General features: G+C 63.4%; 13 protein-coding genes and 1 pseudogene. 3 read left to right on the top strand and 11 right to left on the bottom strand.

Annotated elements, in window-relative coordinates; translation table 11 throughout:
* Window positions 1-25 precede the first annotated feature (25 nt).
* From IC50_RS37025 to IC50_RS37005, 5 genes and pseudogenes are all read right to left on the bottom strand, one after another.
* A pseudogene (locus IC50_RS37025) lies at window positions 26-469 on the bottom strand (REP-associated tyrosine transposase); the annotation flags it as partial.
* Window positions 470-537: 68 nt separating this feature from the next.
* Window positions 538-2,184, bottom strand: a complete 1,647-nt coding sequence (locus IC50_RS37020) for a GMC family oxidoreductase (RefSeq protein ID WP_035716596.1) — start codon at window positions 2,182-2,184, stop codon at window positions 538-540.
* A gap of 16 nt (window positions 2,185-2,200) precedes the next feature.
* Window positions 2,201-2,794, bottom strand: a complete 594-nt coding sequence (locus tag IC50_RS37015) for a GNAT family N-acetyltransferase (protein ID WP_035716594.1) — start codon at window positions 2,792-2,794, stop codon at window positions 2,201-2,203.
* A gap of 117 nt (window positions 2,795-2,911) precedes the next feature.
* Entirely contained in the window at window positions 2,912-3,838 is a 927-nt protein-coding gene (locus tag IC50_RS37010; protein WP_035716592.1) for an SMP-30/gluconolactonase/LRE family protein, read from the bottom strand.
* A gap of 138 nt (window positions 3,839-3,976) precedes the next feature.
* Window positions 3,977-4,810 carry an AraC family transcriptional regulator gene (locus tag IC50_RS37005; RefSeq protein ID WP_035716590.1) on the bottom strand — a complete coding sequence of 278 codons (834 nt, stop codon included), beginning with the start codon at window positions 4,808-4,810 and terminating at the stop codon, window positions 3,977-3,979.
* 172 nt (window positions 4,811-4,982) lie between these two features.
* On the opposite strand from IC50_RS37005, the gene IC50_RS37000 reads away from it, so the two are divergent.
* A complete protein-coding gene (locus tag IC50_RS37000) occupies window positions 4,983-6,086 on the top strand; it encodes a mandelate racemase/muconate lactonizing enzyme family protein (RefSeq protein ID WP_035716588.1) in 1,104 nt (367 codons plus the stop codon).
* 9 nt (window positions 6,087-6,095) lie between these two features.
* Here the strand turns inward: IC50_RS37000 and IC50_RS36995 are convergent, their stop codons facing one another.
* Window positions 6,096-6,452, bottom strand: coding sequence for a hypothetical protein (locus IC50_RS36995; protein ID WP_035716585.1), 357 nt, complete (start codon window positions 6,450-6,452; stop codon window positions 6,096-6,098).
* A gap of 184 nt (window positions 6,453-6,636) precedes the next feature.
* On the opposite strand from IC50_RS36995, the gene IC50_RS36990 reads away from it, so the two are divergent.
* On the top strand, window positions 6,637-6,861 hold the full coding sequence (locus IC50_RS36990; RefSeq protein WP_024339451.1) for a hypothetical protein: 225 nt from the start codon (window positions 6,637-6,639) through the stop codon (window positions 6,859-6,861).
* A 269-nt stretch (window positions 6,862-7,130) separates the two neighbouring features.
* On the opposite strand, the gene IC50_RS36985 is transcribed toward IC50_RS36990, so the two are convergent.
* Window positions 7,131-7,787 (bottom strand): glutathione S-transferase family protein, encoded by a 657-nt coding sequence (locus tag IC50_RS36985; RefSeq protein ID WP_035716581.1) that lies wholly within the window; start codon window positions 7,785-7,787, stop codon window positions 7,131-7,133.
* 151 nt (window positions 7,788-7,938) lie between these two features.
* Between IC50_RS36985 and IC50_RS36980 the strand changes: the two genes are divergently transcribed.
* A complete protein-coding gene (locus tag IC50_RS36980) occupies window positions 7,939-9,162 on the top strand; it encodes a polyhydroxyalkanoate depolymerase (RefSeq protein WP_085974138.1) in 1,224 nt (407 codons plus the stop codon).
* A 43-nt stretch (window positions 9,163-9,205) separates the two neighbouring features.
* On the opposite strand, the gene IC50_RS36975 is transcribed toward IC50_RS36980, so the two are convergent.
* From IC50_RS36975 to IC50_RS36965, 4 genes are all read right to left on the bottom strand, one after another.
* A complete protein-coding gene (locus IC50_RS36975) occupies window positions 9,206-11,608 on the bottom strand; it encodes a CHAT domain-containing protein (protein ID WP_035716578.1) in 2,403 nt (800 codons plus the stop codon).
* Between the two features lie 10 nt (window positions 11,609-11,618).
* A complete protein-coding gene (locus tag IC50_RS39860) occupies window positions 11,619-12,029 on the bottom strand; it encodes a tetratricopeptide repeat protein (protein ID WP_162131542.1) in 411 nt (136 codons plus the stop codon).
* 62 nt (window positions 12,030-12,091) lie between these two features.
* Window positions 12,092-12,409: a hypothetical protein gene (locus tag IC50_RS41835; protein ID WP_157461200.1), complete on the bottom strand. Its 318-nt coding sequence runs from the start codon at window positions 12,407-12,409 to the stop codon at window positions 12,092-12,094.
* Window positions 12,406-13,533, bottom strand: coding sequence for a CHASE2 domain-containing protein (locus IC50_RS36965; RefSeq protein WP_157461198.1), 1,128 nt, complete (start codon window positions 13,531-13,533; stop codon window positions 12,406-12,408). Before IC50_RS36965 ends, IC50_RS41835 begins: the two co-directional genes overlap by 4 nt.
* Window positions 13,534-13,766: the final 233 nt, after the last annotated feature.

The raw sequence follows: 13,766 nt of genomic DNA, 5'->3' as shown, positions 1-13,766 counted from the left end.
GCTACACCACGCCCGGGGACACGATCGATGGAGCCCAATCGCAGACTCGATCGACCAGTCCGTGCTTGACGGGATTGATGTGCACGTAATCGATATGCCGCGCGTAATCTTCCTCGTCACGAATGGTGTGCTCCCAGTAACGACGCTGCCAGATGCCGCGCTCTGCTCTTTCGGCTCGGCTGGCTGAGACTGGTTCGTCAGGCGCTAGGTTGCGGGAGAAGGCTGACTTGATCTGCCGCCAGCGCATTGCAAAATCGGCATCTCCATCCGGCATCGTCCAGACAGTGTGAAGGTGCTCCGGCAACACCACGATCGCATCGACCAAGAAGGGGTGACGCTGGCGGATTTCGCGAAAGGCCGCACGCAACAGATCGATGTTCGCCGTCAAGAGCGATTGTCGGCGGTCTGCGAGATTGACCGTGAAAAAGAAGCTTCCGCCGCGGACGAAGTTGCGCCGATAGGAGGTCATGCCTCATTGTAGCACAACTTAGTCGCGCGATGATGGGTTTCGCTCCGCTCTACCCATCCTACGAAAAATCACGCCACCGCCGTGTCCGGAATTCGCGCGGCTTCCATCGGGGCCTTGCCGCGGATGAGGTCGGACGCACGATCCGCGATCATCATGGTCGAGGCGTTGAGGTTGGCCGAGATCATGCGCGGCATCACGGAGGCGTCGATGACGCGGAGGCCTTCGAGGCCGTGGACGCGGAGCTGGTCGTCGACCACCGCCCATGTCGAATCCGCCGGCCCCATGCGGCAGGTGCAGCCGGGGTGAAAGGTGGTGGTGCCGCGCTCGGTGGCCGCGTGCAAGAATTCGTCGTCGGTGTTGACGTTGGGGCCGGGGAAGTCCTCGTAGGCGTAGTAGGGCGACAGCGGCGCGGACTTCAAGAGCTTGCGCGCGAGCTTCATGCCGCCGACGATGACGCGGCGGTCGAGCTCGGCGTCGAGATAGTTGGTCTGGATGATCGGCGGCGCGAACGGATCGGATGAGCGGATGCGGACATAGCCGCGGCTCTCGGGGCGCTGCTGCCAGGAGGCCACGGTCATGCCGGGCTCGTCCTCGAGCTGACCCTGCACGCCTTCCTTGTAGCTCGCCGGCGTAAAGGTGAGCTGGAGATCGGAGCTCTCCGCGCTCTCGCCGGAGTGCCAAAAGCAATAGACCATGGTCGGCGACAGCGAGAGCAGGCCGCGGCGCGCGGTCGCCCATTTCAGCGCCTCGACCCAGAGCGAGAGGCCGCGGCGGAGCTCGTTGATGGTCTTGATGTCCTTGACACGCGCCACCGTGCGCGGAGCGTAATGATCCTGAAGACCTTCGCCGACCGGCAGTACGTGACGCACCTGGATGCCGTGAGCGTTCAACAGATCCGGCGAACCGACACCGGAGAGCTGCAGGAGCTGCGGCGAATTATAGGTCCCGCCGGACAGGATCACCTCCTTGTTGGCGCGCACCTCGACGGGATGACCGCCACGGCCGCCCTTCATGTAGCGCACGCCGACGGCGCGCCTGCCCTCGAAGATGATCTCGGTCGCGTGCGCATGGGTGTGCACATGCACGTTCGGCCGCTTCATCGCGGGCTTGAGGAACGCGGTCGCGCCGGAGACGCGCAGGCCGTTGTTGATGGTGCGCTGGCAGTAGGAGACGCCTTCCTGCTTGGCACCGTTGTAATCGGGGTTGCGTGGAATGCCGAGCGAGACCGCGCCTTCCATGAAGGCTTCGCAGAGCGGATCGCGCCAGTCCATGGTGGTGACGATGAGATTGCCGTCGCGCCCGCGGAACGTGTTATCACCCTCGCCGACCCGCTTCTCCAGCCGCTTGAAGTAAGGCAGCACGTCGGCATAGCCCCAGCCGCGATTGCCCATCTGCGCCCAGGTGTCGAAATCCATGCGCTGGCCGCGATTGTAGATGTGGCCGTTGATCGAGGACGAGCCGCCGAGCGTCTTGCCGCGCGGCGCGTAGATGCTGCGCCCGCCGGTCCACGGCCCGGGCTCCTGTTGGTAGGCCCAGTTGATGCTCTTCATGTGGAAGGTCTTGATGAAGCCCGCCGGCAGATGGATGTAGGGATGCCAGTCGCTGGGGCCCGCCTCGAGCACGCAGACGCTGACGTTCGGGTCTTCGCTGAGCCTGGAGGTGAGGATGCAACCGGCAGAGCCCGCGCCGACGATCACATAGTCGAATCTATCCATGGTACCTCGGCCGCCCCTAGCGCGGCTTGTCGTTGAGTTGAAATTCCAGATGCGCCTGCACCGTCGGCCATTCGGCCGCGGTGATACTATAAACAACCGTGTCGCGCAGCGTGCCGTTCGGCGCGATCTGGTGGCTGCGCAGGATGCCGTCCTGCTTGGCGCCGAGACGCTCGATGGCGCGGCGGCTCTGGTGGTTGAAGAAATGCGTGCGGAACTCGACCGCGATGCAGTTCAGCGTCTCGAAGGCATGGCGCAGCAGCAAAAGCTTGCACTGCGTGTTGAGCGGGCCACGCTGCGCGCTCTTGCCATACCAGGTCGAGCCGATCTCGACACGGCGGTTGGCGGCATCGATGTTCATGTAGGTGGTCATGCCGACGACCCGGCCGCCGGCATCGAACACCGTGAACGGCAGCATCGAGCCCGCGGCTTGAAGGCCGAGGCGGCGGTCGATCTCCTTCGCCATGCCCTCAGGCGTCGGGACCGCGGTGTACCAGAGCTTGAATAGCTCGCCATCCCTGACGGCCTCGACCAGCCCCTCGCGATGCTGATGCGACAGCGGCTCCAGACGGGCGTGCTGTCCGCGCAGGGTGACGGGATCGGGCCAGGGCATTTGAGATACTCTCCGTTGTCATTGCGGGGAGCGAAGCGACGAAGCAATCCAGACTGTCACCGCGGACGCATTCCTGGATTGCTTCGCTTCGCTCGCAATGACGGTAACTAGCACCGTTTATTTGTTTAGGAAATTGAGCGGCAAACCGCCGCGCGGCCAGTCCATGGCGATCAGCTCGCCCTTGCCCGACAGCGTGATATAGGCGGTCTTCAGCTCGGGGCCGCCGAAGGCGATGTTGGTGGTGACGCGGTCGCCGGTCGGGACCTGCTCGACCAGGGTCCCGTCGGGCGCGATCACCGAGATGCAGCCGGAGACGAGGGTGGCGACGCAGACGTTGCCGCCAGCTTCCACCGCGAGCGAATCGAACATCTGGTAGCCGCCGAGGCCGCAGATCGGCTTGCCCCGCTCGCCGCGATAGATCGCGTCGCGCGGCTTGAGCGTGCCGGGCGCCGAGAGCTCGTAGGCCCAGAGCCGGCCGGTCGGCGTCTCCGCGATGTAGACGGTATTCTCATCCGGCGACAGGCCGATGCCGTTCGCCGGCAGGATACCGTGCACGATCTCGACGAGCTCGGTCATGCCGGGCTTGAGATAATACATGCCGCCGACGTCCATCTCGCGCGCGCGGCGCTTGCCGAGATCGGAGAACCACAGGCCGCCCTGCTTGTCGAACACGAGGTCGTTCGGCCCGCGCAGATCGTGCGCGCCGCATTTGGTGACGACGGTCTCGACCTTGCCCGTTTGCAGATCGACGCGCTGGATCGAGCCGCCGAGATAATCGTCCGGCTGCGGGCCGGGCATGATCATGTTGCGGGTCGGGATCCAGGAGAAGCCGCCATTGTTGCAGATGTACATCTTGCCGTCGGGGCCGAGCGCCGCGCCGTTCGGGCCGCCCGGCACCTTGGCGACGATCTCCTTGTGGCCGTCAGGGTAGACGCGGGTCAGGCGCTGGCCGCGGATCTCCACCAGCACCACCGAGCCGTCCGGCATCACGACCGGCCCTTCGGGAAATTCGAGGTCGGTGGCGAGAACGCGGATGTTGGACATGTGGGACCCTCCCGGCTGCTTGTTATGACTTGCACGGGATGTCCGGCACGGGCCCCGCTCGCAAGATTTGCCAGCGGTTATGACAAAGTCACCAAGGCTTGCCAAGCAAGCGAGCGGGTATGCCAGCCTTGCGCGGTCCTACTCCTTCACCGGCAGCCAGATCTCGAAACCGCCATTGCCGGTTGCAGGATCGAACCTCTCATCGTAGCGCTCGAAGTTCGGCGCGTCCGCCGCCTTGAGGCCTGAGGCCGGCAGCCATTGATTCCAGATCGTGTTGACGGTGCGTCGGATCGAGGCGACGTGCTCGGTATGCGTGAACACCGCATAGCGCTGCTCGGAAATGCGGATACGAGCGAAGCGGCGCGGCAGGTCGGAGAAATCTGCGACCTCGACGCCGGCGATGTAATCGAAATTGCCGGCATCATCGCCGTTGCAGCAGACGCCGTAGGCGACGTTCCCGACGCGCGCGGGGATGTCGGCGACCTCCTGATGGAAGCGTTGCCAAAGACCGGGGATCATGGCGCCATTGTCACAGGAGACGCGCTCGGCGGGACCGGCGACGAGGAAGGCCTTGGCGGTCTCGAAACGCGGCGGGGCGAGTGTATCGAGCATGGTCGAATCCATGAGGATCGGCTCCTGTAGCCTGAGCTGGTTGACGCACGTTGCCGCCCTCACCGCTTCGGGCGTGGTGCCGAATTGGTCGCGGAACGCGCGGGTGAAGGCTTCGTGCGAGCCGTAATCCGCCTCCAGCGCCAGCGACAGGATGTCGGGTGCGCCCTTTGCCAGACTGCGCGCCGCCTCCGTCAGCCGCCGCGCGCGCACGTAGCGCATCACCGGAAGACCGACTGCTGCGGCAAACGCACGCACAATGTGGAACCGCGACACGCCCGAGATCGCCGCGATCTCTTCGAGCGTGATCGGCTCGGCCAGATGGCTCTCGATATACCAGAGCGCGCGCTGGGCTGGATTCATGGCGGTTCAGGCCCTCGTTCGAAGCGCGGTGATGATGCGCCGGTCTTTGCTGCTCTGCTTGATCGGCATTGCTGTCCTTCGCATGAGGATAGTCCGGCAATGGCCACTGGCAACGCCCTCGTGTTCACGGCTACACTTGTTGAAACCGCTCACGAGAAAGAGGAACCGGGTCATGGAAATCACCGATGTGCGGGCGCACCATATCCGCATCCCCTATGACGCCGGTGTCGCAAGCTTCCGCCAGGGTGCTTCCGCGATTTCCGCGCTCGACATGGTCCTCGTCGAGGTCACGACCGATGCCGGGCTGACCGGCTGGGGCGATGCCTTCGCCTATGTCTGCCCGCGCACCACGCGCAGCGCCGTCGAGGAGATGATCGCGCCGCAGGCCCGCGGGCTGCAGGTGCCCGATGCCGCCGGCATTCCCGCGGTGATGGAGCAGATCCAGCGCAATCTACATCTGTTCGGCCGCTACGGCATCACGATGTTCGCCATCTCCGGGCTCGACATCGCATTGTGGGACCTGGCTGCGAAGGTCGAGGGCGTGCCGGTGCATCGCCTGCTGGGCGAGATCAGGCGCACGGCCGTCCCGGCTTACGCGAGCCTGTTGCGGATCGGCTCGCCCGATGACATCACCGCCGAATGCAGGAAGGCGCTCGCGCTCGGCTATGGCGCGATCAAACTGCACGAGACCACGGCCCCGGCGGTGTTCGCCGCGCGCGAGGCGATCGGGCCAACCATTCCGCTGATGGTCGACATGAACTGCCCGCTGACCGGCGCGCAGGCGATCGCGTTCGCGAAGGCGTGCGCCGACGCGCAGCCGATGTTTCTGGAGGAGCCGGTCTGGCCACCGGAAGACTTCGCCACGCTTGCCGAGGTGCGCCGCAAAGGCGGGCTCGGCGTTGCCGCCGGCGAGAATGCCTGCACCGAATATCAATTCCGCCAGATGATGGAGGCGGGCGCGGTCAGCCACGCCCAGCCCTCGGTCACCAAGGTCGGCGGCATCACCGAGTTCCTGAAGGTCGCGGGCCTGGCCGATCGCCTCGGCGTCAAGATCGTCCCGCATTCCCCCTATTTCGGTCCCGGCCTGCTCGCGACGCTGCATTTGCTCGCGACGCGCGACGACGGTCTGGTCGAGATGTTCTATCTCAAGCGCGAAGCGTGCCTCTGGGGCGGCCAAGCGGATAGCGATGCGACCGGCCATGTCGCGGTGCCCTCGGGCCCCGGGCTCGGCCATGAGCCCGATCGTGCCGTGATGGAGCGCTATCGCATCGCGTGATCGGCGCGCTTATTTCGCGGCGTCCTTCGGGGGCGGCGCGTCCTGCTTCTTCTTCAGATCCTCGGCCGTCTTCACCTGCGCGGCCTGAAGATCGCCGAGCGTCTTCTGCAAGCCGGCGATGCTCGTCTTCAGCGCATCGATCTGGCGATTGGCGGCATCCAGCTTCTGCTGATGATCGAGGGTGAGCCTGGTGATCGTCTTCTGGAGGAAATCGACATTGCTCTGGAGGCAGGAGGTACGCCGCTCCATGGTCTTCTCGACGGTGCAGATCTCGATGCCGGGCACGTCCTGCGCGCGGAGCGGCAGCGGCGCCAGCGCTGCGAGCAGCAACATCGCGAAACAAATGCCGGCGTTTCGAAGCAGCATGCAGGTTCCTCGTCCAATCGATCACGGCAATGTGCGCTGTTTGCGCGCCGCAGCGTAACGCTACCACACTGGCACCGCATTCTCGCGTTGAGCTTGCTTCCGTTCCCATGGACGGGGAGCAATGAACCGCACGCGGCAGAAGTGGGCACTCTGTCCGCGGCTTTGTTTAGGGGAGATTTCTGGAATGGCAACGCGCGATAGACGTTTGGCGGAATTCGATGGCGCCGGAGAACCACCGCCGGGCCTGCCACTCGAAGTGCTATGCGAGGATCACAGCGGAACATATCAGCTGCCGTTCGCCTGCCGCTATGTCGAGGGACGCTGGCAGAACCATGAGGCCGGCATTGCGGTCGAAGCAACCGTCATCGGCTGGCGCCTGCCGCGCGTGAAGCAGCGCGGCGCCGCCTGAAGGGGTCTCTGTTTCAAAATGCGACGGGGCCGCGCTCCGCTTTAACCTTCGGAACGCGGCCTGAACGAATCACGTCCGAATCAGCCGAAAGACCATGTACGCACCTGTTCACGGCTAGATGTCGGTGCGGCTCCATAGGCGCGCACAACATCTGTGCAGCGCGCCGGATGGTTCGGGCCTGTCACCGACGCCAAAGGTTAATGCCGGCAAAGGCATGGCCGTGCGGCGGGGCCCCGCCGCCCAAACAGGCAGGGCAGTGCAACAGCTGCCTAATATTCGACCTCGAGCTCCTCGATCTCGGCCGGCTCCTCCCTCGCCGCCGCGATCCATTCCTGCATCTCCGGCATGGCCATGATGGTATCGGCATAGGCCTTCAGGCGCGGCTCGAGCTTGACGTCGTAGGTCACGAACCGCGTCACCACCGGGGCGTACATCGCATCCGCCATGGTGCGCCGCGCGCCGAACAGGAAGGGGCCACCTGATTTCTCGAGGCAATCGCGCCAGATGAACCAGACGCGGTCGATGTCGGCCTGCGCCCGCGACCAGATCTTGAAGCCGGGAAAGTGTCCCTTCAGGTTGACCGGCAGCGAGGCGCGCAGCGTGGTGAAGCCGGAATGGATCTCGCCTGAGATCGAGCGGCAATGGGCGCGCTGGACGCGGTCGGCCGGCAACAGGCCGGCGTCCGGCATCACCTCGTTGAGATATTCGGCAATCGCCAGCGTATCCCAGACCACGGCGCCCTCGTGCCGCAGGCACGGCACCAGGATCGACGACGACAGCAGCAGGATTTCGGCGCGCGCCGACGGATCGTCCGGCGCGGTGACGATCTCCTCGAAATCGAGCCCCGAGAACTTCGTCAGCAGCCAGCCACGCAGCGACCAGGACGAGTAGTTCTTGCTGCTGATCGTCAGTGTCGCCTTCGCCATATGGCCCGTTCCCTGGTCCGACATCAGCCCGGCCTGCCCGTGGCCCGTTCACGGCATGAGCAGCAGCAAACGACGTGCCAATTTTGCGGCGGCCCGACTGCCGTCTGGCGTCCTTATTGCATAGCAACACGGGACGGATGGGCATTTCAGTATGATGTCGATGTATTATCAGGCCTTTCAAAACCACATGGACCTGACGGCGCCATGGCGCGCGGGGGCTTCGTCCGCGCTCAAATTCCTCCACCTGGTACCTCAGGGCACGTCCGATCAGATCGTCGGCCGGCTGTCGGCCGCGCTGGAGCTGATCTCGCGCTCCACCCTCACCTATGACCGGCCGGCCTACGGCATCGACAGCGTGACGGTGGGCAACCGCGAAATCGCCGTCACCGAGGAGATCGCCTACGCGACGCCGTTCGGCTCGCTGCTGCATTTTCGCAAGGACGGCGTGGGCGAGCAGCCGCGCATGCTGCTGGTGGCGCCGATGTCCGGGCATTTCGCGACGCTGCTGCGCGGCACCGTGAAGACGCTGCTGCAGGACCACGACGTCTACATCACCGACTGGCACAATCCGCGCGACATTCCGCGCAGCGAGGGCCGCTTCGGGCTCGACGACTACACCGAGCACCTCATCGACTTCCTCGGACAATTGGGTCCACGCCCGCATATGGTGGCGATCTGTCAGCCGTCCGTCTCCGCGCTCGCGGCCGCTGCGATCATGTGCGAGGACAACCATCCCTCGCGGCCGGCGACGCTGACGCTGATGGCCGGGCCGATCGACACGCGGATCCAGCCGACCAGGGTCAACGACTTCGCCAAGAGCAGGCCGATCGAGTGGTTCGAGCGCAACCTGATCAACTACGTGCCGGTGCAATGCCGCGGAGCGCTCCGCAAGGTCTATCCCGGCTTCGTGCAGCTCACGGCCTTCGTCTCGATGAATCTGGAGCGCCACATCAAGCAGCATCTCGACCTCGCCAACCACATCGCCAAGGGCGAGAAGGAGAAGGCCGCGACGATCAAGACGTTCTACGACGAATATTTCGCCGTGATGGATCTTCCTGCGGAATTCTACATCGAGACCGTGCGCGACGTGTTCCAGGAGCACCTCCTGCCGCAGGGCAGGCTGATGCATCGCGGCCGTCCGGTGAACACCAAGGCCGTCGGCCGCATGGGCCTGATGACGGTGGAGGGCGAGAAGGACGACATCTGCTCGATCGGCCAGACCCTCGCCGCCCAGGACCTCTGCACCGGCGTGCGCGCCTATCGGCGCGTCCACCACATGCAGGCCGGCGTCGGCCATTACGGCGTGTTCTCGGGCAAGCGCTGGAACAACGAGATCTATCCGCTGCTGCGCGATTTCGTGCACGTGAATTCGTGAGGCGCGCGGCTCAATCCGGGCAACGAGACGGTCATCAAACCGATCATCCGGCCGGATCACCGGCAAAGACGAATGGACTCCACATCTGAGGGTGGACGAACCTCGCATCGTCTCCTCTGATCATGTCCTCCATCGCGCTCCGGAGCGCTTCAGCCCGCGAACCAATATTGCCGTCCGCAAGCTTCCTGAACGTTGCAGTCGTCAGCGCCACGGCAGCTTCCGAATCGACAGCCCAGTGGGAGATCAGCAGCGCTCTCGACTGCGCGTAGAAAAACGCCTGGGCTATGCCCGATAACGGCTCATCGGCTTCCGCGGCTCCCGCCGCAGTGTTGCAGGCGGATAGGACGACCCAATCCGCGTCGATCCTCAAGGCCGCGATCTCCGATGAGGAGAGAAACCCGTCGTCTTCCGCCGAAGCGACATCCGGCGGCGTAAGCACCAATCCCGGCTCTGACACCCCCCGCAACCGCGACGCCATTACGCCGTGGGTCGCGAAGTACAATATGCGATACTTCGCCAACTCACCGGACTGGCTAAGGTTCTTGATCCTCGTCTCGGTTGCGCTTCCGGCCAGAAACATATCGATCCGCGCCTCGTCTCCGTTCCTCCGCGAGGCACGCACGGAGTTCGCAACCGCGCAAAGCTCGTCCACGGTCTCCGGCAGCGGCTGATATCTTCGGATCTGCGCAAGGTCAGCCAATCCGTCTCTATTTCTGCTCAGTTCTGCCAGGTCGCGCGCGCCTGTCGGCGCTCCGCCTCCGATTGCCGCGCATGACGTCCTGCGCCTGGCAAGGTCCGCCGCGGCATCGGCATCAGCGGCGGAAGCAGTGGCCGTCGGGTGTCCCGCCAGCACGGGATTGCCGAAGCCGATCATTGCTTGCGATGCGCGCGATTTCAATGCGTTGGAACGCAACGCGAGGAGAGACGATACCGTCGGCAGCACCGAGATCGCCTTCGTCAGCACAAGCCAATCCAGCTTTCGAAGATCCGCCCGCTTTGCTGGTTCGCGGGTGACGAGAAGATGCAGCGGCAGCCTGGTCAGCGCCCCGCTGGTGACGACCAGCAAATTCCTGCTGCCGTCCACCAATTTGCTTCCCGAGAAGAGGCGCCTGTACAGATCGTACGCACGCCCCGCATCGAACGGGAGAGGAGATCCTGCGACCGCTGTCGCTCCGAGCACGTGCTCGCATCGGGACCGAACGGCATCCGCCCAGCTCGCCCGATCGACCCCACATCGCAGGGCCGTAACGAACCCGTCGATTGCCTCACCATCCAGGTCAATCCTTCTCCATTCGACATTGTCCGGACTGACGGCCCACAGGAACGTTTCTCCGGGCAATTTGCCAAACGCCGGAACCGTAACGATGAGAACGAGCACCTCGCCGCGCCGCAAGCTCGCACTGACTTCGTTGAGGCTCTTGGCTCCCGGCATTGCCGCGCTCACATACGAAGGCAAGTTGTCGCCCAACTCGGAATCAATGGAAGCCAATTTGGCGTCGACGTTTCGCATCTCCGCAACGATCTGCGCATATTCGCTGCTAGCCCGCCGACCTGCGTCCCTGAGCTGCGCTCTCTTCTCACTCAGCGAGCGCCACAGACTCGCGAGATCCTGCCGCTCTCGAATCTTGCTCGAGTTCGCGGACACCGGAGATCCGTACCGCGCGGCCATTTGACTGACCGCCTCCCCCGCACGCGACATCGTCACCCACTGTCCAAGCTCGAAGGCGCGGGAACTCATCTCCTCGCGTAAGGACGGGTCCTGCTGGGCGGCACGGTAGGCGGCCCTCAGGAAACCGTAGAACGCCGCTTCGTTGACAACGGTCGATCTCGACTCGGCGGCACCGAGAACCTGCATCGAGAGCAAAGTCGAACCTCGGACCGCGGATACGATCTCAGCGGTCTCCTGCGACCAGTATTCCGCGGAAGCTTTCCAAAGCTGGCGATGAAACGCAACGGCGGCGAGGCCGCCATAGGCCCGCTGTCGATAGCTTGAATCGGATGTCTGCAAGCCCATTGCATCGGCGAAAGCTTTCTCGGACTCATCGAGATGCCCGGCCTGAAGTGCGATGTCGCCGAGCTCGAGAAGTGCAGGCAGGCGCCCCTGCGGACTCAGGCGAATAGAAGCAGCGTACTGTGCCTCAGCTTCGGGGAACCGACCTTGCCGTCTATAGACCCGCCCCAAAGCCTCACGAAAAAATGCCATCTCGGGGTGATTGGGTCCGAGTCCTTTCGCTACGGCATCGACTGCCCGCAGCATGAGTTGCTCGGCCTCAGTCAGGCGGCCGGCCAAGAGTGCAAACTCCGCTTGGCTGTGCAGCGAGTTCGCTTCGCTGACGATCGACTGGCGCTTCTGCCAGTCCTCCTGCGCCACTGCGCCATTCGTTACGATGGCGAGCAGGACAGCGAGGACGATCGTCTTCAGGGAAGCAGGCAGACGACGATACATGGACGCTATCCTAGCGAGGCGGGTTTGCGCGTTTCATCATTTCCTTGGCTTCAGCCCACCGCTCGTCCATCGCGTAGAGCGCAACCAGATCGTTTGCCGCGTCGATGGTATGCTGATCGGTCCGTCCGAATGATCGCTCGGCGATATCGAGAGCGCGCTTGAGCACGGGCTCCGCATCGTCGAATGCCTTCCGCAACATGTAAGCCGTCCCCAATGTGTGCAAGTGCGGAAGGAGATCCGGATGACTTGGTCCAATGGCGGCTTCAGCCTGGGCCAATCGCGCTTTCGCGACCGGGATCGCATCGGCAGTACGGCCGGATAGCATCAGTTCGGTCGCCTTATCGGCCTTCCCCATTTGCGTCCATTCCGGCGCCGTTTGAGCCCACCCCGGGGAGAGGTTCAAGGCAAGCGAAGGAAACACGGCAAGACAACATGACCTCGGCGAAATTCTCATCTCAAACACCCGCTTCCGATATTGAAAATTCAGTCATCCGAATCCCGCGTACCGCCGGGGATACCCGGCCGCGGTGAAGAAGAATTGTTGGTGCATTGGCGAATTACGCCGCTGTAAGCACCAGAACAACGTCGCTGGACTGCATTGCCGCCGTTGGGGACAACGAAGCTGATTGTCTCTCCTGCACCCAGGCTGATCGCATGCCCCTCCTCGATCTGCTGACCTGGCGTGAGCGAAGCCGCGCTCGAGGTCAGGATCGTGTACGTTTCCGCCGCAGCATTGCTCATCATGGCAAGGAGCCAGCCGAAGGCCGCGGCCGCCAATCTCGAAAGGGCCAATCGTCTCATCTGCTCACCACTCCCCACCGTCGAACCCGCGCCGCGGCTTGCGTATATTTCCCCACCAGGAACTCAAGAAAAGGCACGACAAAAATTCCGACCAGGCCAACGAACACCAGCGGGCCGACGGGAATGTCGAGGCGAAACAGCAAGAGAAGGACGAACCCCAGCAGCGCTACTCCATATACGCCCCATTCCTTGTGCGTGTGAACGTGATGCGACGAAGAGGCGAACAGGCAGATCAACCCCATGGCAAAAAGCAAGAGCAGCCTCGCCCACGCCGGCATCTCCCTAATGTCTCTATCGCCGTCGATGATTTGCGCAATCGACTGCGCATGGATCATGACGCCAGGGGATAACCGGCCATCGCGCACGAACAGCGGTGTCTTGTGTTGGTCCCGGTCGACCATGTCGGCGCCGACCAGGACGATACGTCCCTTCAAGAGATCGAGCTCAGCGGGGGAAAGAAGCTTGCGGCCGCTGTCGAGCTCCTCGGACTTGTGCCGACGAACGCTGATCTGGGCGAAGAGCGGTGTCGTTTGATCCTTCGGAGGGAGTAACCATGCGATAACCCCGCTGGCCGGCTGGTGGGTATATCCAGCCGATTTCGCAAGCACTTGCGAAAAGCTTTCGCGCTGGGGTCGCCCCTTGTTGGAGGCGCCAACATAGCGCACCGTCGCGTCGTCCTTGTTGAAGGCACCAGTCTTATGTTCGAGCCACAGGTGCCCGACCGGTACGCCCGAAGCCCGAACAAACTCCTCTTGAGCGTCCAACTGCTCGCGAAAGAGCGAAACGTCACTCGACGCAGCGCTTGCATACCTGTCGTCCAGTCCGCCGAGCACAACCGGGTGCCGGGCACTGGAGATCGCGCCAATGAGATCCCGATCACCATCGGATCGGCGCTCAATGATGATGTCGAGCCCGATCGCTCTTGGTGCCGCGGAGTCTATCTCATTGACCAGCGCAGCTAGGATTTTTCGAGGAATGGGAGAGACATACGGATAGTCCCGCAGCGCGTCCTCTCCAATTGTCACAATCGCGATATCGGAACGCTGGTCCGGCGCCTGCGTCGCCAGCCAAATCGTTCGCCGGTCCATGCCAATGAGGTCTTCAAGCCGGTCGAGCTCAAGCACCCCCACATCACCGAGATACTCCCCAACGACTGCAAGACAGGCACAGAATATGACAGCGGCAAGCACTCGAACAGGCTTGCCGTAAACCCATTTCGACAAAGTACAGCCCCCGCTGTAAATCTCTCCGGCTATCTGGGCCAAGATCGAACCAGTTTTCAAGGCTGGATTGGCGCGACAATTGAGATTTCTTCAATTGACAACCTGAGGAAGTCGCGCACCCGGTCGAGAGCAAT

It is taken from the genome of Bradyrhizobium genomosp. I (2014), from assembly GCF_000261685.1.
Lineage (GTDB): Bacteria > Pseudomonadota > Alphaproteobacteria > Rhizobiales > Xanthobacteraceae > Bradyrhizobium.
The sequence above is the reverse complement of the archived record's forward strand: the minus strand, read 5'-3'. Positions and strand labels throughout refer to the sequence as shown.